This is a genomic window from Herbinix hemicellulosilytica, assembly GCF_002904165.1.
GTDB classification, from domain to species: Bacteria; Bacillota; Clostridia; order Lachnospirales; family Lachnospiraceae; genus Mobilitalea; species Mobilitalea hemicellulosilytica.
On sequence record NZ_CVTD020000026.1, the window covers coordinates 42,062 to 59,616 of the forward strand.

Consider the following 17,555-nt stretch of genomic DNA (forward strand, 5'->3'; position numbering starts at 1 on the left):
TCTCCTCGGCTACAATTCATCTTTTGGTTTTGCAAATTAACATCTTAATTGCTGTATTCGCTCTAACCGGCTTTACCGCTCTATCTGCTTTATACCGTCTGTAACAGCATGCAAGTAAATATTTAATTTGCCGTATAAAGCTGCTTATAGGGATTTTTTGCATTGGGCCTTAATACGTAAAAACTGTCTGCCGCCAATTTTTCTGCGTCAAAGCCGAAAATTTCGCAATACTCGGTCAAATAAGGTATCATCTCTTCCTTATCTTCCTTTGTGGCAATCCCTACTACAACCTGGGCGGGCAGGCCTGTAAGCTCTTTGTCGGTGCGGATAAATATGCACCCGCCGTGCATCCCGGTACCGGTAAATTCACCAACCGGAAGGTCATCCGCTCCGATACCCAGGACAACAATGAGTCCTCCTGCCAGATACTCCCCGAGAAAGCTTCCTGCTTTTCCGCCTACTACGATAACCGGCTTTTTATCCTTGTACTGCTTCATGTGTATGCCTGTACGGTACCCGGCATCGCCCTTTACATAGATGCAGCCTCCCCTCATAGCATACCCCAAGGCATCCCCGGCATTTCCGTATACAATTATTTTTCCCTCATTCATGGTATCCCCGACGGCATCCTGAACGTTTCCTTTTACTTTAATTATGGCACCGTCAAGATAAGCTCCCAGGGCATTTCCGGGTGTCCCTTCAATGGTTATGACCTTATCCTTAAGGCCGCTGCCAATGTATCGTTGCCCGTAGCAGTCACTTATAAACACATCCCCTTCGGCTGCTTTTATCATCTCGTTTAACTCTTTAAAATCCATGTTTTCCGCTGATATATTCATAGATCGGCACCTCCCAGTTTTCTTACCCGTTCCTCCTTGGTAAATGCCATCAGGCCCGGTCTTTCACATATCAGTGAAAAGTCTATGGAGGAAAGCGGGGTCCTTTCACGGATCAGGCTTGTATATATTCCTGCCTTATCTACATTTTTAATAAGTATGTATCCGTTAAGCCGGTCCGATCCGTAAAACAGTTTTTTATAGCCTCCGTCTTTTTTATCCGTATAAACGTCACCGTAATATGATCCTGCGGTAATTATATGAAGGCCGAAAAAGCCTATGGCATTCATAGGAATGGCTTTGGCAAAGCTCATATCTGCCCCTGCCATATTAGCCCCGGCACATTCCCCCTGCATATAGGCATTGGGAAGAAGCGCCATTATTTTGCTTTGGCCGGTTGAAACGTCCACGGACTGAGTGCAGTCACCTGCAGCATAGATATCTTTTGCCGATGTTTCACACCTGTCATTAATTATTATGCCCTTGTCTATGTCGGCGATTCCGGCAAGGAGTTTCGTATTGGGCCGGACACCCACGGCTATTACCAGTATGTCAGAATCTACGCTTGCCCCATTATCTAAGATTGCAGTATTGCCATCAAAAGTTTTTACGCCGGAGGAAAGAATAAACTTCATGCCCTTCCTTTCAAGATGGTCCTGAACAATACGGGCACCCTCATCATCCAAAATGCTTGACAAAATCCTAGGAGCCAAATCCACTACGGTGATTTCCTTAACCTTATCCAATATTCCTTCGGCACACTTAAGTCCTATAAGGCCTGCTCCCAATATCAGAACTTTCTTTTCCTTACCAAGGGAGGCCTGTAATTTCCTCGCATCATCCAGGCTCATAAAGGTAAATTTATCTTTTACCGTATCCAGTCCTTCTATAGGCGGAACAAAAGCAGAAGAACCGGCGGCAACCAGCAATTTATCATAAGGTATGGTCTTTTTATCGTCCAGCTCAACATACTTATTGTCCGGACATATCTTTGTTACCGTCTTTCCGGCAAGAAAAGTGCATTTGTTTCTTTTATAAAAATCATCATCCCTGTATTTCATCCTTTGCTCGTCGGTTTTTCCCTGCAAAAGATATGATATGAGCGGGCGGGAGTATGTATGATGGGGCTCACTTGAAATAATTGTTATTTCACCCGATTTATCAAGCTGTCTTATTTTTTCCACAGCCCCGATTCCGGCAGCGGAATTTCCGATAATTACATATTTCACAACCCTCACCCTCTTTCCTCAAAAACTATGGCTCCGTTGGGACACCCCTTGACACAGGCCGGTGTCCGGTCTGCCGTTCTTATGCAAAGCTCACATTTAAGTACCGTTTTATCATCAGCATATGAAATGGCCCCGTAAGGGCAGCAAAGAATACATGTAAAGCAGCTTATGCATTTATCAGAATTTATTGTGACAACACCGTCAGATACGGTTAAGGCTCCCGTAATACACCCCTTTACACAAAGAGGCTCCTTACAGTGGCGGCAGGATACCGCAAAACTTATATCATCCTTTTCCTCTATTTTTATTCTGGGATTAGTCCTGATCCCTTTGAGGGCTCTTGCCATGTCTTTTTCTCCGGTTCCTGCGAAAGTACAGTAATATTCGCACAGGTGGCAGGCAAGGCACCACTTTTCATTTACATATACTCTTTTCACCGGGTCACCTCATTTCGATATAATCATCCCGGCCGGGCCCTACCGATACGTAACGGATCGGACACCCTACAGCCTTTTCAATAAATTCTATATATTTTCTGGCTGCATCCGGCAGGTCTTCGGGCTTTCTGCACCCTGAAATATCCGTTTTAAATCCTTCCATATATTCATAAACGGGTTTTGCTCTCATAAGCCTGTCACCGACAGGAAATTCCTCGCATCTTTTCCCGTCAATTTCATAGGCAACGCAAACCGGTATTTTATCCATATAAGCCAGCACATCCAGTTTCGTAAGGGCAATAAAGTCGGCTCCCTGAACCTTTACGCCGTACCTGCTTGCCGGAACGTCAAAACCTCCTACTCTTCTTGGCCTTCCTGTGGCAGCTCCGTATTCCGCCCCGGCTTCACGTAAGGCTTTGGCTTCATCCCCGAAAAGTTCAGCCACAAACGGGCCTTCGCCGACACATGTGGAATATGCTTTCATTACCCCCACCACGTTGTCAAGCTTGATGCCGGGAATTCCCGCTCCTGTGGTTGCATATGCCGCCAGGGTCTGGGAAGAGGTGGTATAAGGGTATATACCGTAATCAATATCCCGCAGGGCTCCAAGCTGGGCCTCAAACAGGATATTCTTATTTTCCTGCACTGCTTTATAAAGATAAGCTGAGGTGTCTGTTATATATGGCATTAAAGGTTTTCCGTATTCAATAAGCCACTCATATATCGACTCCAAAGACAGCCTTATCTGACCGTAACCGCTTAAAATAATGTCCTTCCATTCCAAAATGTTGGCAAGTTTATCTTTTAGGGTTTCCGGTTCTAAAAGGTCCATCATCCGAATGCCCTTTTTCATGTATTTATCCCCGTAAACCGGAGCTATGCCCCTTCTTGTAGAACCGTATTTTTTGTCACCCAGCCGTTCCTCTTCCAGGATATCCTGCTGCTTATGGTACGGCATGCATATAAATGCTTTGTCACTTATTTTCAGTTTATCCGGTGTTATTCTTATTCCCTTGCTTCGGAGGGTTTCTAACTCCCCGTATAAATGCTCCAGATCAATTACCATGCCACATCCCATAACGTTAACGACATTATCACGAAGGATACCCGACGGAAGAAGATTTAGTATAAATTTTCCCTTATCATTTATAACCGTATGGCCTGCGTTGTTTCCTCCCTGATACCTGCAGATTACATCATAATCGGCAGAAAGCAGGTCTACCATGCGGCCTTTTCCTTCATCTCCCCAGTTTATTCCCACAATAGCAGTAAGCATATTTTTCACCTCAATAATTTAATTGGCTTGTTACAGGCCAGATGTTTTCTTAAACCTGTATATTAACATCTACGCCCAATAAGTCTTTGTTTTCATCTAGTATGACGGCTATATCCGACAAGTATTCTTCCGTCTGTTCTTTTGCCCGGCCCGTAAAACGGCGGACATCCGTAATGGTATTTAATTCTTCTTCTGTTAATCCGAAAGCCTTATCTTCCAATATCCGCTTAAGCAGATCATTTTCCCCGCCTTCTTGCTTTACTTTACCTGCCGCCGCAATGGAATGTCTGCGGATGCGCTCATGAAGCGCCTGCCTGTCTCCGCCTTTTTTGACGCAGTACATCAATATATTTTCCGTTGCCATAAAAGGAAGTTCCTCATCCAGGTGCTTCTTTATCATCCTGGGATAAACCGTAAGGCCGCTTACTATATTAATGTAAAGAGAAAGAATACCGTCTACCGCAAGAAAGGCTTCAGGTATCGAAATCCTTCCGTTGGCTGAATCGTCAAGAGTCCGCTCAAGCCACTGGGCACTTGCCGTAAATGCCGGATTTTGCGTATTTACTATCACATATCTGGCAAGAGAAGCTATCCTTTCGCTTCTCATAGGATTTCGCTTATATGCCATGGCCGAAGATCCGATCTGGCCTGCTTCAAAAGGCTCTTCTATTTCTTTTAAGTGGGACAATAGGCGAATATCGTTTGAAAACTTTGCGGCACTTTGGGCTATACCCGAAAGAACAGAAAGCACATAATAATCTACCTTTCTGGAGTAGGTCTGGCCGCTGACCTTGTATACGCTGTCAAAGCCCATCTTTTCAGCTATTTTTTGCTCCAAAAGTTTTACTTTTTCATGGTCACCTTCAAACAGGGAAAGAAAGCTGGCTGCTGTTCCTGTAGTTCCCTTGCAGCCAAGAAGTTTTAGGTTTTTTAGAGTAAATTCCAGCTGATCAAGGTCAAAGACCAGATCCTGCATCCAGAGGGTTGCCCTTTTTCCTACCGTGGTAGGCTGGGCTGCCTGAAAATGGGTATAGGCTAAACATGGCAGGTCCTTGTATTTATCAGCAAATTCATAAAGTTTTGCAAGAGTATTTATAAGCAGCTTTTTTATACGCAAAAGGGCACTTCTCATAAGAATAATGTTGGTATTGTCCCCCACATAACAGGAAGTAGCCCCAAGATGTATAATAGGTTTTGCCAGTGGGCACTGCTCACCGTAGGCGTGTATATGTGCCATTACGTCATGGCGTACTTCCGCTTCTTTTTTCTTTGCAACTTCATAGTTTATGTCATAAATATGGGCCTTCATTTCTTCAATCTGATCATCGCTTATAGGAAGTCCCAGCTCCTTTTCGCTTTCCGCCAGAGCAACCCAAAGCTTGCGCCAGGTGGAAAATTTATTATCGTCAGAAAAGATTTGCTGCATTTCCTTACCGGCATAGCGTTTGCACAAGGGATTTTCATACACCGATGACATCTTTAAGCCTCCTTAGTACTTCTTTATAGCCTTCAGTCACATTACCCAGATCTCGCCTGAAGCGGTCCTTGTCGAGTTTCTCTTTTGTATTGGCATCCCAAAAGCGGCATGAATCCGGAGAAATCTCGTCGCAAAGTATTATTTCCTTTCCGGCTCTTCCGAATTCCAGTTTGAAATCCACAAGGATAATCCCGGCTTTTAAAAACAGGCCGCTTAGAAGCTCGTTAATTTTTTTAGCCTGTTCGGACATTTCCTTCAGTTCTTCAGCCGTAGCAATTTTAAGTGCCGTTATTTGGCTATCGTTTATCATAGGGTCTCCCAGTTCATCGCTTTTTAAACTGAATTCCACGACCGTATTGGCAAGAGGTGTTCCTTCCGGCACTCCGTATTTTTTTGAAAAACTGCCTGCCGCTAAGTTTCTTATAATTACTTCAACCATAACTATTTCGGCTTTTCTTACAAGAATTGTGGTTTCATCGATAACTTTTATTAAATGGGTTTTTATGCCGTTTTCTTCCAGGTACTCGTACAATAAATTTGATATTTCGGCATTTAATCTGCCTTTTTCGGGGATCTCCTCTTTTTTTACTCCGTTAAAAGCCGTAGCCGTATCTTTAAACCTAATAATGTAGCTGTTTTCATCCTCCCCTTCGTAAATTATCTTTGACTTGCCTTCATACAAAATCCTGTCCATGCCCTTCCTCCGTTCCGACATAATTTCGTGTATGTTTACAGCCAAATTAGACGGCTGGTTTTACTGGTGCAGCTTTATTTTTCTTTGCGTAGATTATGCGGTTTTTAGTCCGGCAATATGTTCTACACTAAACATTTTTTGGACTAAACATTTATGAAACATTTTTGATATGCCTGATGTGTTTTTATAATAACAATTTGTTAGTCCTTTTGTGCGCGAGACAAACCCTTATCTTTTTTACTTCTTACTTTACTCTCCCGCATGTTTGATTCCCAGAATTTCAAGCTCTTTTTCGTTTAGGCCCACACCCCGAAGCATCAGGCGGTTACCCTTAAGGGCTTCGATTGAATTGATACCCATACCGCCCATCATTTCCATAATTTCATGCTTCCAGGCATTCATCAGGTTAACCAGCCTCTTATAGCCGATTTCGGGATTTAGGCGTTTTACAAGCGAAGGAACCTGAGTTGCTATACCCCAGTTACATTTGCCCGAATGACAGCTTCGGCAAAGATGGCAACCAAGAGCAATCAGGGCGGCTGTTCCTATATAGACACAGTCAGCCCCGAGTGCTACGGCCTTTACGACATCCGCACTGGAGCGTATGCTTCCTCCGACGACGAGGGAAACATTATCCCTTATGCCCTCGTCCCGGAGCCTCTTATCCACACTGGCTAAGGCTAGTTCTATAGGTATTCCTACATTGTCTCTGATTCTGGTGGGAGCCGCTCCCGTACCTCCCCTAAATCCGTCGATGGCTATAATATCGGCTCCGCTTCTTGCTATGCCGCTGGCAATAGCCGCCACGTTGTGCACTGCGGCAATCTTAACGATAACCGGCTTTTTATAATCGGTTGCCTCTTTTAAGGAGTAGACAAGTTGCCTTAAATCTTCTATTGAATATATGTCATGATGGGGTGCGGGCGAAATTGCATCTGTACCTTCAGGTATCATTCTGGTTTTTGATATGTCTCCTACGATTTTTGTTCCGGGCAGGTGTCCGCCTATACCCGGTTTAGCTCCCTGGCCCATCTTAATCTCTATGGCAACCCCGCTGCTTAGATAATCAGGATGAACTCCGAACCTGCCGGAAGCCACCTGCACAATAGTATGGTCCCCATACTTGTAAAAGTCCTCATGAAGGCCGCCCTCACCGGTATTGTAGAAAATGCCAAGTTCCTTTGCGGCCCTTGCCAGGCTTTCATGGGCATTGTAGCTGATGGAACCGTAACTCATGGCACTGAACATAACAGGCATAGAAAGGGTTAGATGCGGAGTAAGATTATCGACCAGTTTGCCCTCGGCATCTCTTTTAATAGCCTTAGGCTTGGCACCCAAAAACACTTTGGTTTCCATAGGCTCACGAAGGGGATCGATAGAAGGGTTTGTAACCTGAGAAGCATTAAGGAGGATTTTATCAAAATAAATAGGATAATTTTCGGGGTTTCCCATACTGGACAGAAGGACTCCGCCGCTTTCTGCCTGCCTGTAAATTTCATTTATGGTCTTATTACTCCAGTTGGCATTTTCCTTGTAAGTATTGTCAGACTTAACAATCTTAAGGGCCCGGGTAGGACAAAGAGCCACACACCGGTGGCAATTTACGCACTTTGAATCGTCACAGGTCATCTTATTTAAATCGGGCAGGTATTCATGAACACCATTGGCGCACTGGCGTTCACAAACCCGGCATACTATACACCGGTCATAATTTCTTACTACTTCGTATTCAGGATATATATAATTAACTGCCACTATTTACACCTCCGTTTAAAAGGACAATCACAGGTTCTCCGCCTGAAGGGGCCCATACTCTGTCAAGATCCGGCTCTACAATCCTGATAGCCGCTTCTTCGTTGGCAATATATACTTTATCTCCCTTTTCACCGACAACCATGCTGCGCAGTTTCAGTCGGTCGTTAAGGGCCATTATCCCACCGTCAAATCCGACTATAATTGAGAAAGGGCCTGTAATCAGCTGGGCTGAGAACGCATTTCTTAGATATTCATGGTATTTTTGCTTCTCCGGCTCCATCCGGCTTATAGTCTGCCAGAAGGGGGCAGCTATAACCGAAGCGATTTCTTCCATCTTTAATCCTATTTTTCTGTGCAGGTAATCGATAATATAGGTAATAACCTCAGTATCGGTAAGAAGCGTACATTTGTATCCGTACATTTCTATGGCACGGCGGTTGGCGTCATAGGAAGATATTTCACCGTTATGTACTACCGAATAATCAAGAAGGGCAAAAGGATGAGCCCCTCCCCACCAGCCCGGCGTATTGGTAGGATAACGGCCGTGGGCGGTAAAGCAGTATCCTTCATATTCTTCAAGCCTGTAAAACCTTCCTACATCCTCAGGAAAACCGACCGCTTTAAAAACACCCATGTTTTTGCCGCAGGAAAATACGTATGCTCCCTGGATACGGGTATTTACGCGAAATACGCACTTTGCCATATATTCCCGCTCATCAAGCTGGCTGTCAGCCAGTTTTGTAGCAAACGGAGTTACAAAGTATCTCCATATAAGGGGTTCGTCCGTAATGCCTTTAACTTTTCTTGTGGGAATCTTTGAGAGATTGATTATGTCAAAATGCCGTTCCAAAAATTCTTCACAGCTTTTTTTGGCACCGGTATTTTCATAAAAGATATGAAGTGCATAAAAATCTTTGTATTCGGGATATATTCCGTAAGCCGCAAAACCTCCTCCAAGGCCGTTTGAACGGTCATGCATAACCGATATGGACTTGATAATAGCTTCGCCGCTCATGCGTTTACCTGTTTTATCTATAATGCCGGATATGGCACAACCTGACGGTATTCTTATTTGACCTTCCCGCATAATTAAACCTCCCGCTTAAAGTGTAGATAGGTAACTAAAAAGGCGCCCATCACATAATGTGTGAGCAAAGCCAACCAACCGGTATAAGTCCGGTTATAAGCTTTTTACACATTATCTGATGAACGCCTTTGTTCAGTGAAAATAGTATAATACATGGATTTTTATTTGTCAAACATAAAAAGGAAAAAATTAAATCTTTTTATCAACTTATGCATGAAAAAGAATATATATACATCCCTATATTACATATTATATGCAGGGACAAAAAAAGAAGTAAACATTTGTGCGTCATAACCGGACGGCTTTTGTGCCGATATGACGCACAAATCAATCCATATATTATTTATTTCTTCTTTTAACACAGGCATCAAAAACATCTCTCATGGCCGGATTGTTAATCAGCCTGCCCTGATAATCAAACCTGGAGCCGTGGCAGGGGCAGTCCCAGGTAAGTTCATTCTGATTCCATTCCAACTTGCATCCCAGATGAGGACACTTGGTGGAAACAAAATAATATTTGTCATTGTTGTCACGATACACTCCTACTCTTTGTCCTGCATAGCGTACAACTCCGGCTTTACCCTTTTCAATGTCCTTTAGCTTGTCATGGGGTATTTTTAAATGTTCCTCAAGCAGGCTTATTGTAATGATGGCCGCATCTTTAATAAGCACCCGGCTTCCGGAAAGCATTAATCTTCTTGGAATAAAGACTTTGCGGTATTCATTTTCTTTTCCTGTAATCATATCGCTTATAATCATGGCCGCTACCATAGAGCCTGTCATACCCCATTTGTTAAATCCCGTAGCCACGTATATATTGGGTGTGCGGACCGAATACCTTCCTATATAAGGAATAGCATCAGGGGTTATGCAATCCTGATTTGACCACTTGTATTTAATCTTTGCGTTCGGATACCACCTGTTTGCGGCTCTCTCTAACAGCCTGTAAGCATCAGGCGGCTGATACTTGCCCGTTCTGTGGCCGCCGCTTCCTAAAATGAGATAGTCTTTGTATTTTCTGAAGGTAAAGCCGTCCGGATCGGCATCAAGATACATACCGTCAAGGTCAAATTTTTTTTGCTCTCCCTCCAAAGCCGCAAGATATTCCCGCTCCTGATGGAGTCTTATAAAATAATACCCCGGTACATTTATAAAAGGATAATGGGTGGCTATGACAATATTTTTAGCCTTAACGCTGCCATGTTCGGTTATAATAAGCCCATTTTTATAAATTTGGGTCACCCTGGTATTCTCATAAATTTTTAAAGTGTCCGCCACCGCATCGAGAAATTTTAAAGGATGAAACTGGGCCTGATTGTCAAATCTGATTGCAGCCTTAACCTTAAAAGGCAGGGCTGTTTCTCTGGTAAATACGGCGGGAAGCCCTAATCTTTTAGCGGCTTCCACTTCCTGAACTATCCTTTGCTCATTATCAAGGGTATAAACATAACTTGGAAGTACTTCAAAGTCACAATCTATATTAAGTTCATCAATTATTTCCTTGTATTTTTCTATGGCAAGCTGGTTGGCCATGGCATATTCCATGGCTCTTTGCTCTCCTTTATAAGTAAGAAGTTTTTTATATATCAACCCATGCTGGGAGCTTATCTTTGCTGTAGTATTTTTTGTTATTCCTTCGCCGGCTCTTCTGCACTCTAAAACCACAACCGGTACTCCCCGCTTTTGCAGCATATAAGCTATAAGTACTCCTGCAAGGCCTGCTCCGATTACCGCTACTTCGCAGCTGATATCGCTTTTTAATGTGGGGCCGGCTATCCTGCCTGAAAAATCGTCATCTTTACCGAATCTGTACTCCTTTTGAATCCATATGGACTCTCCTATTTCAGTCCCTTCCTCTTTAAATGTACCGTTTTCCTTCCATAAAATATCCATATAATTCACCTCAAGGCTATATTTGCCTAAAAGGTTTAAAATTATTCTTAAAGAGGTGGTAAAATAAAAAACCGGAAATTTATCAAAAGTTTCCGGTTTTTCATATGAGGATCTATGGAATTTTGCATTAAATTTGTTAGCAAATGCCTATTAATAAAAAAACTCCCCGAGTAGGGCTCGAACCTACAACCCCGCGGTTAACAGCCGCGTGCTCTACCATTGAGCTATCGAGGAATACAAATTAATATTATATCGGCGATTTGCGATTGTCAATATCCTTTTAGTATTTTATTCGAAAAATTTTGTAGGTTTACAATACATGTGTTACAAAATTAAATAAATAAAAACGGAAATGCTCTCTTTTGTGTTATATTTAAGTTACCATACAAAAATACAAACAGAAAGGAGAAGCATTTCCGTATGGCTATTATAACACAGGATATGAGATTTAGACTAGCATTAATTAAGTATGCTGATAAATATGGTGTTTCAAAAGCTGCTGCTCGTTATAAAACCAATCGCCAGTATGTCTATCGCTGGAAACGCCGTTACGATGGCTCTTGGGATTCTCTTAGAGATCGGTCCAGAAGGCCTCATCATCATCCTAATCAGCATACTGAAGAAGAAATCAAACTTATTAATAACATGCGCCGTCGTAATCCTCATGATGGTTTGGTTGTTTTTTGGGTAAAACTTAGGCAACGTGGCTATAAAAGATCCATCACCGGTCTATATCGTTTTCTTCGTAAGAAAAGCCTTATGCCTACTAAACCAAAAAAACCAAAGTACATTCCTAAGCCTTATGAGAAAATGTCATATCCTGGCCAGAGGTTCCAGATTGATGTCAAGGCCGTACCTTCTTCATGCCTGGTTAATGAAGCCAAGGGGCAAAAGTTTTATCAGTATACTGCTATTGATGAATATTCCAGATGGCGTTATGTTGAAGCTTTTGAAGAGCGTAGTACATATTCATCTATGCAGTTTTTAGAGCACCTTGTAAAAGCATTTCCACTGCCCATAGAATGCATTCAAACAGATAATGGCATGGAATTCACTAAACGCCTTTCATCAGGAAATAAAGCTAAAACACCGACAATTTTTGAAGTACGACTTAAGCAACTAGGTATTCGTCATAAACTCATACGGCCATTTACGCCCAGGCATAATGGTAAAGTAGAACGAAGTCATAGAAAGGATAATGAGCGATTCTATTCAACGCATACCTTCTATTCATTCGAGGATTTCAGTAAGCAGCTAACTATATATAACAAAAGAGAGTATAACCGTTTTCCAATTAGACCCCTGGGATGGAAATCGCCACAAGAAGTCTTAAATGATTTTATTAAGTATGGTGTAACATATGTTTGACAAACCTACACTTTTAGTATTTTATTCGAAAAATTTATTTTTATACGAGGCGGCAAGTCTTTAATTTTTATCTATAAATTGGTCATATATTTATAAATTTTATAGTTGAATTTAAATTTCCTCTGTGTTATAATCTAATTCGTTCGGTAAATAAAACTGAATATGCAGTTGTGGCGGAATTGGCAGACGCGCTAGATTCAGGTTCTAGTCCGGGTTAACTGGGTGGGGGTTCAAGTCCCCCCAACTGCAGTAGAAGCGCTTGAAACGATATGTTTCAAGCTTTTTTTCTATCCGGATTAAGCTATATCCCAAAGATATATATCACATAAGGTCTGTACTACATACTTTTCTTCATATACGCGAAAACACTCTTGCACTTCGGATATACACATCCAACAGCCTTAAGTTTTAGTGGCAATTAACCATATAACTTAACCTGTTTCCTGTTATTTGCGGCTTTTCTGTTTATTAATCGCTTTATGCCAATATTGATTAGATATATCATTTATGATAAACTAATTTAGATGTAAATTATTATTAATATTAATTGATTGGTTTAAGATTTATGGAGGATTGTTATGTCTGTTCTGGAGGATTTTAAGCAATCCCTTTTACCGGGAAATTATGCACTGACAAAATCAATGGAATTAACAAAATCTACGTACTGTGGTACTTTATGGTATACAAAAAAATTTTTAACTCTATATTATTATGTTTTCTTATCAAATGAAATCACTACTATATCCTATAAAGACAAAATTAGAACATCATTTGAATTATACGTTAACAGTCTCGACGATTCTGTTAAAGATGAGGCCAACTCATTCTTTTTCCCTGATAATCCTACTATTAATGTAAAATCAGATCAATTTATTTTGTTTACCGAATTTGCTGGATATACAAAATTTAATTCTAATGAGGAACGTGATGCATACATAAGGAATGCCAAAAAATTATACTTTGCCATTTTGATGGGAAGCGGAGGTCAAACTGGAGTAAAAAAGCTTTTAAAAGAATATATTCAACAGCCCGGTTTTGTATATTCAAAAGCAAATATTGAAAAATGTATTTTAGATGCTGCTATTAAAACTTGTGTTACTGAAATAAACAATAACAAAAAAATCAGTGATAATTCTGTTAAATACATAATTTCAGACCAGGCTGTCAAACATTTGATTGACATTGCACAACACCAAAAGATTAGTGCTACAGACGTTCTTCAAGCAATTAATGACTTTCCACACAGTAATCCTAATTTCCGCATGATTGAAAGTGACCTGCCTGCATTTATAAGAAATGAACGTCAATTGTTGTATTACTATGGATTTTTCCATTCAAAATCATCCGGTGCCAACGATTTTGAATTTAGCAGTTTAACACCGGTCGGGGAACTAGCCTTAATGGCAAATGCATCAGAATTCTTAGCCATTTGGGAACATCAGAAATTAAAAATGATTTCTCAACCGGCAACAGCCGAAATTAATAATTTGTCAAATATAAAATGCAACCTTGATCAATTCGGAATAAGTTATTCACCATATACGGATATATTGGGATCACTCTTAAGAAGAGGCTCATTTTCTATTGATGAATATAAATATATCATAGCAAGAAAGAAACATAGTATTCCGGAAGAAGACTGGATTAAAGAAGAAAATGCTATTTTTGATGACTTACAAAATATAAAGCAAATTGTTAACAATTACAAAAGAGCAATGGATATTAGAGACGAAGATGCCAGAAAAGAATTATTGAAGTATATTTTAGGCATCCGGTCCGACTTAAAATTTGATAAATCAACCAATCCATTAAATATTGTGAAATTGGATAAAAAATCAATAACAGTTGTAAATAAGGATGCATTGGACCTTTTATATAAAGTTTATTCAAAATTAAATAACTACAAGATTCAAAAATATGAAAGTATTTTTATAGATTCCGAAAATGATTTAAAAAGCAGATACCGGGATGCCATAAACGGGATTAATACTGCTGTTAATGAACGCGTAAAAATATACTGGGATTTGTATAACATACGTGTTGATAAATTTATTCTCGTCAGTATAATGGCAACTATTGCTGCAGTTATGTCGGATATAAATGATATAGAAAACTTATCACAAAGTTCCATTGATAAAATATGCCAAAAAATCTTTAATACATTTAAAAAACTATTAAGATATATGGGCTTTCGCTCTTTAACGTCTATTAAGAAAGAAATATCGAATATAATATATTCGATTAAAAATGAAGATTATTCTGTTTACTTAGAAAAAGAAGCTGATTATGATGAAGAGTCAGTTGCAAAATACAGGACCGAAAGTGCAAGCGACTTAAAATCACGTATTGAAGAAATATCCAAATTGGCTGTAGTATCTCCTATAAAAGAGATATCCAGAAATTCCAACCTTACTAATTTATTAAAATCTTATTATATGATTTGCTTTGCCGAAGACAATATGCTTAAATGCGAATGTTGCGGACAAGAAACATTTATTACACAAGCAGGTGAACCTTATGTGGAGTTTCATCATTTGATACCATTAAAAATAGCTTATGGCCCTGATCATTATCTCAATTTATTTGCTCTTTGCCCAAATTGTCACAGAAAATTTCATCACTTGCCAATCAAAGATAAGGAAGTAATTTATATTAATTTAAACGAGAACAATTATTTACACCTAAGCTTCATTGAACGTTTACGTATATTAAAAGAACAAAACTTATTAAAATCATATCACCTGGAATTTTTACTGGCTGATAAAGCAATAACACAAGCTGATTATGAAGATATTGCAGCATGAGGTGACATATGCTAAATATAAATGATATAAAAAACAAAATTTTTAACGCATATTCTAATGATTTGTTATGTGAATTTCCAAATGATATAATAGATTTAGTAGTAACAAGTCCACCATATGATGACTTGAGAGACTACGAAGGTAAAATTGTATGGAACATGGATATATTTAAAAAAATAGCCAATGAAATATACCGTATATTAAAACCTGGCGGAGTAGTAGTTTGGGTAATCGGCGACAGGACTTTAAATGGCAACAGATCGTTAACCAGTTTTAAACAGGCTCTTTATTTTCAGGAAATTGGCTTCAATATGTATGACATTATAATATATGAAAAAGCAGGCTCCGGGCCGCCTCACCCAAATAGATATTTTAATACATATGAATTTATGTTTGTTCTAAGTAAAGGCAAGCCCAAAACAGTAAATCTCTTAAAAGACAAGCCCAATAAATGGGCAGGGGCAACAACATATGGCGAAGTTACAAGAAGAGAAAAGGATGGTTCTCTTACAAATAAGGGCAAAAAAACCATTCAGGAGTTTGGAGTTAGAACTAACATATGGCGATATGCAAACGGAAACGGTTACTCTACAAAAGATAAGATAGCCTATTTACATCCGGCAATTTTTCCGGAAAAATTAGTTGAAGATCATATCTTATCATGGAGTAACCCGGGCGACTTAATATTGGATCCATTCGGAGGAAGCGGAACAACAGCAAAAGTTGCCACAATTTTAAAAAGAGACTGGGTGTTAATAGAAGCCGTAAAAGAATACTGTGATATTGCAGAAAAACGATTGGCGGGTATTACAGATGCAAACGATAATAATTAATGCTTGTTATGAAAAAATCAAAAAAACGTTACATGATTCATATGATTTACTTTCTGATGAAGGATGTTTATTTGCTATTGTCAGAACAGAATATGACAATAACTATAATGTTGTACATGACTTCTTTCAGGTAATTAATGAAGCCATTAATATTGGCTATGATTATATTAATACTATTGTATATCCATCTTCATTTTATCAAAATACTTTTATAATTGATAACGTTAAATATATAGTATGGCTTGCGAAAAACCGCAAAAAAATGAAATTTAATAAAGATGCCATTAGAGAAAAACATATCTGGAAAGATATTGAATGGGGTAAAAGAGAAAAAAACTATAATCCCAAGGGAAAAGATCCGGGGAATGTTTGGATACCGACAGAAGATGATGGGCACGCAAATATAACTAATCATATTATTCTGGATGATGAAGGAGTTATAAAAAGGATACTTGATATGTCAGATTGCGGCTCTGATTTTATATTAATTAACGAGCCGACTGTGTATAATAATACACCTCCATCCCTTGACAATGCTCATCAAACCGATACAAACCTTACAATAAATGATTTATTTAGTCGAGTGTATTTTAAATCATCTGAAAACATGGATGATATAGAGGATGAAACCATCAAAGTGGTTGTTACCTCACCGCCTTATTGGAATCTTAAAAATTATTTTAAAGAAGGCCAAATAGGACAGGAAAGCTATGATTTGTATTTAGAACGAATAAAAAAAGTCTGGAGCCAATGTTACAAAAAGTTGACCCCTGATGGCAGCTTATGGATAAACATAAATATCAGAATGCATAACAGTAAAGTTATACTTATACCATATGACATTATTAAAATCTGCAAGGAAATCGGTTTTTATTATAAAGGGATATTGATTTGGCATAAGTCATCAGGGATTCCAACCAATGATAAAAATCTGGTTGACAGACACGAATACATATTAGCTTTCACCAAAAATTATGATGTAAATTTAAACTGCGATATAATGAGCTCTTTTTCAGACTATAAAAATGACATAATTAACGGAAAAGCTTTTTGGAATATTAACCGAAAAGCGGGCAGCATAGGTAAAAAATATATTCATCCGGCTATATACCCTAATGAACTTGTTACTCGCATAGTTAAAATGGCTTCAAATCCCGGTGACATAATACTTGATCCATTTCTGGGAAGCGGCACTTCATTAATTGCCTCTGTGCAGTTAGGCAGAAATTTTATAGGTTATGAGTATTATGAGGGTTTTCAGCCTTTGATGGAGTCACGATTTAAGGTTGAAATACCAAATACAAAAGTAGATTATATAATATGACAGAAATCATTGGCTTTACCGACAGCTTAAGTTTACAATATACCATTAAAGTTTAATAAATGTCTTTAGATTAATAGGCATTGAAAAAACCTCCCGGTGGTTTATTTACATACTGACACCGGGAGGTATTCTTTTATGGGCAAAATAGTAGGGTTGTAAATTATCCTATGCACATATCCTATAAATTTTAAAGAAACTATTTAAAAAGAGTTGTTTGACAACTGCAGGCCCGGTTCTTATCCGGACCTGCTTTTTCTTTAAGCGGAAAAATCTAACAAAAAAATAATCCTAATCTTTCTAAAATCACTTCAAATGTGAACTATTTAAAACAATTCGTAACACTTAAAAACATTTCTATAAGCTCAACCCCACAATTTTTAAGTTAATTACTTAAAACCGATTACAAGGACATTATCAAACAGTAACAATCCCCGCCTGCGGGGATTGTTACGAACTCATTGATGAATTAAAGAGAAGATTGGAGGGGTTGCAGTTCCCCTGTATACGGGGATTGTTACTAATATTAATACCGAAATAATCAG

Annotated in this window: 13 protein-coding genes, 2 tRNA genes and 1 CRISPR repeat array (1 of these 16 cut by a window edge); of the genes, 5 read left to right on the plus strand and 10 right to left on the minus strand. The window is 39.3% G+C overall.

The window, feature by feature from the left end; all coding sequences use genetic code 11:
* Positions 1-122: 122 nt before the first annotated feature.
* The 10 genes from HHT355_RS11645 to HHT355_RS11690 all read right to left on the minus strand — a co-directional run bounded on the left by HHT355_RS11645 (position 123) and on the right by HHT355_RS11690 (position 10,918).
* Entirely contained in the window at positions 123-839 is a 717-nt protein-coding gene (locus HHT355_RS11645; RefSeq protein WP_103203620.1) for a GltB/FmdC/FwdC-like GXGXG domain-containing protein, read from the minus strand.
* Positions 836-2,065 (minus strand): NAD(P)/FAD-dependent oxidoreductase, encoded by a 1,230-nt coding sequence (locus tag HHT355_RS11650; protein WP_103203621.1) that lies wholly within the window; start codon positions 2,063-2,065, stop codon positions 836-838. The genes HHT355_RS11645 and HHT355_RS11650 overlap by 4 nt, the downstream gene beginning before the upstream one ends.
* A gap of 5 nt (positions 2,066-2,070) precedes the next feature.
* Positions 2,071-2,502: a 4Fe-4S dicluster domain-containing protein gene (locus tag HHT355_RS11655; RefSeq protein ID WP_103203622.1), complete on the minus strand. Its 432-nt coding sequence runs from the start codon at positions 2,500-2,502 to the stop codon at positions 2,071-2,073.
* Positions 2,503-2,506: 4 nt separating this feature from the next.
* Positions 2,507-3,778: an adenylosuccinate synthase gene (locus tag HHT355_RS11660; RefSeq protein ID WP_103203623.1), complete on the minus strand. Its 1,272-nt coding sequence runs from the start codon at positions 3,776-3,778 to the stop codon at positions 2,507-2,509.
* Positions 3,779-3,827: 49 nt separating this feature from the next.
* Complete coding sequence (gene purB, locus HHT355_RS11665; RefSeq protein ID WP_103203624.1) at positions 3,828-5,255, minus strand: adenylosuccinate lyase; 1,428 nt, start codon at positions 5,253-5,255, stop codon at positions 3,828-3,830.
* Positions 5,239-5,949 carry a phosphoribosylaminoimidazolesuccinocarboxamide synthase gene (gene purC / locus HHT355_RS11670; RefSeq protein WP_103203625.1) on the minus strand — a complete coding sequence of 237 codons (711 nt, stop codon included), beginning with the start codon at positions 5,947-5,949 and terminating at the stop codon, positions 5,239-5,241. Before purC ends, purB begins: the two co-directional genes overlap by 17 nt.
* 249 nt (positions 5,950-6,198) lie before the next feature.
* On the minus strand, positions 6,199-7,704 hold the full coding sequence (locus tag HHT355_RS11675; protein ID WP_103203626.1) for a glutamate synthase-related protein: 1,506 nt from the start codon (positions 7,702-7,704) through the stop codon (positions 6,199-6,201).
* Positions 7,694-8,791, minus strand: coding sequence for a class II glutamine amidotransferase (locus HHT355_RS11680; protein WP_103203627.1), 1,098 nt, complete (start codon positions 8,789-8,791; stop codon positions 7,694-7,696). The genes HHT355_RS11675 and HHT355_RS11680 overlap by 11 nt, the downstream gene beginning before the upstream one ends.
* Positions 8,792-9,130: 339 nt before the next feature.
* Entirely contained in the window at positions 9,131-10,684 is a 1,554-nt protein-coding gene (locus tag HHT355_RS11685; RefSeq protein ID WP_103203628.1) for an FAD-dependent oxidoreductase, read from the minus strand.
* A gap of 162 nt (positions 10,685-10,846) precedes the next feature.
* Positions 10,847-10,918, minus strand: a tRNA-Asn gene (locus HHT355_RS11690).
* A 186-nt stretch (positions 10,919-11,104) separates the two neighbouring features.
* Here HHT355_RS11690 and HHT355_RS11695 point away from each other — a divergent pair.
* The 5 genes from HHT355_RS11695 to HHT355_RS11715 all read left to right on the plus strand — a co-directional run bounded on the left by HHT355_RS11695 (position 11,105) and on the right by HHT355_RS11715 (position 17,013).
* Complete coding sequence (locus tag HHT355_RS11695; protein ID WP_103201470.1) at positions 11,105-12,052, plus strand: DDE-type integrase/transposase/recombinase; 948 nt, start codon at positions 11,105-11,107, stop codon at positions 12,050-12,052.
* A gap of 164 nt (positions 12,053-12,216) precedes the next feature.
* Positions 12,217-12,301 (plus strand) — tRNA-Leu (locus tag HHT355_RS11700).
* A gap of 329 nt (positions 12,302-12,630) precedes the next feature.
* Complete coding sequence (locus HHT355_RS11705; RefSeq protein WP_103203629.1) at positions 12,631-14,856, plus strand: HNH endonuclease signature motif containing protein; 2,226 nt, start codon at positions 12,631-12,633, stop codon at positions 14,854-14,856.
* An 8-nt stretch (positions 14,857-14,864) separates the two neighbouring features.
* A complete protein-coding gene (locus HHT355_RS11710) occupies positions 14,865-15,689 on the plus strand; it encodes a DNA-methyltransferase (RefSeq protein WP_103203630.1) in 825 nt (274 codons plus the stop codon).
* The gene (locus tag HHT355_RS11715) at positions 15,670-17,013 is read left to right on the plus strand and encodes a DNA-methyltransferase (RefSeq protein WP_103203631.1); all 1,344 of its coding nucleotides are present in this window, start codon (positions 15,670-15,672) and stop codon (positions 17,011-17,013) included. The genes HHT355_RS11710 and HHT355_RS11715 overlap by 20 nt, the downstream gene beginning before the upstream one ends.
* Positions 17,014-17,499: 486 nt before the next feature.
* Positions 17,500-17,555: a CRISPR direct-repeat array (repeat unit 32 nt); it runs 243 nt beyond the window's last position.

What these genes read in the sequence shown, in the direction of transcription:
- HHT355_RS11645 (WP_103203620.1), bottom strand. Translation starts at nt 839, where the DNA reads ATGAATATATCAGCGGAAAACATGGATTTTAAAGAGTTAAACGAGATG.
- HHT355_RS11660 (WP_103203623.1), bottom strand. Translation starts at nt 3,778, where the DNA reads ATGCTTACTGCTATTGTGGGAATAAACTGGGGAGATGAAGGAAAAGGC.
- purB (WP_103203624.1), bottom strand. Translation starts at nt 5,255, where the DNA reads ATGTCATCGGTGTATGAAAATCCCTTGTGCAAACGCTATGCCGGTAAG.
- purC (WP_103203625.1), bottom strand. Translation starts at nt 5,949, where the DNA reads ATGGACAGGATTTTGTATGAAGGCAAGTCAAAGATAATTTACGAAGGG.
- HHT355_RS11680 (WP_103203627.1), bottom strand. Translation starts at nt 8,791, where the DNA reads ATGCGGGAAGGTCAAATAAGAATACCGTCAGGTTGTGCCATATCCGGC.
- HHT355_RS11685 (WP_103203628.1), bottom strand. Translation starts at nt 10,684, where the DNA reads ATGGATATTTTATGGAAGGAAAACGGTACATTTAAAGAGGAAGGGACT.
- HHT355_RS11695 (WP_103201470.1), top strand. Translation starts at nt 11,105, where the DNA reads ATGGCTATTATAACACAGGATATGAGATTTAGACTAGCATTAATTAAG.
- HHT355_RS11705 (WP_103203629.1), top strand. Translation starts at nt 12,631, where the DNA reads ATGTCTGTTCTGGAGGATTTTAAGCAATCCCTTTTACCGGGAAATTAT.
- HHT355_RS11710 (WP_103203630.1), top strand. Translation starts at nt 14,865, where the DNA reads ATGCTAAATATAAATGATATAAAAAACAAAATTTTTAACGCATATTCT.
- HHT355_RS11715 (WP_103203631.1), top strand. Translation starts at nt 15,670, where the DNA reads ATGCAAACGATAATAATTAATGCTTGTTATGAAAAAATCAAAAAAACG.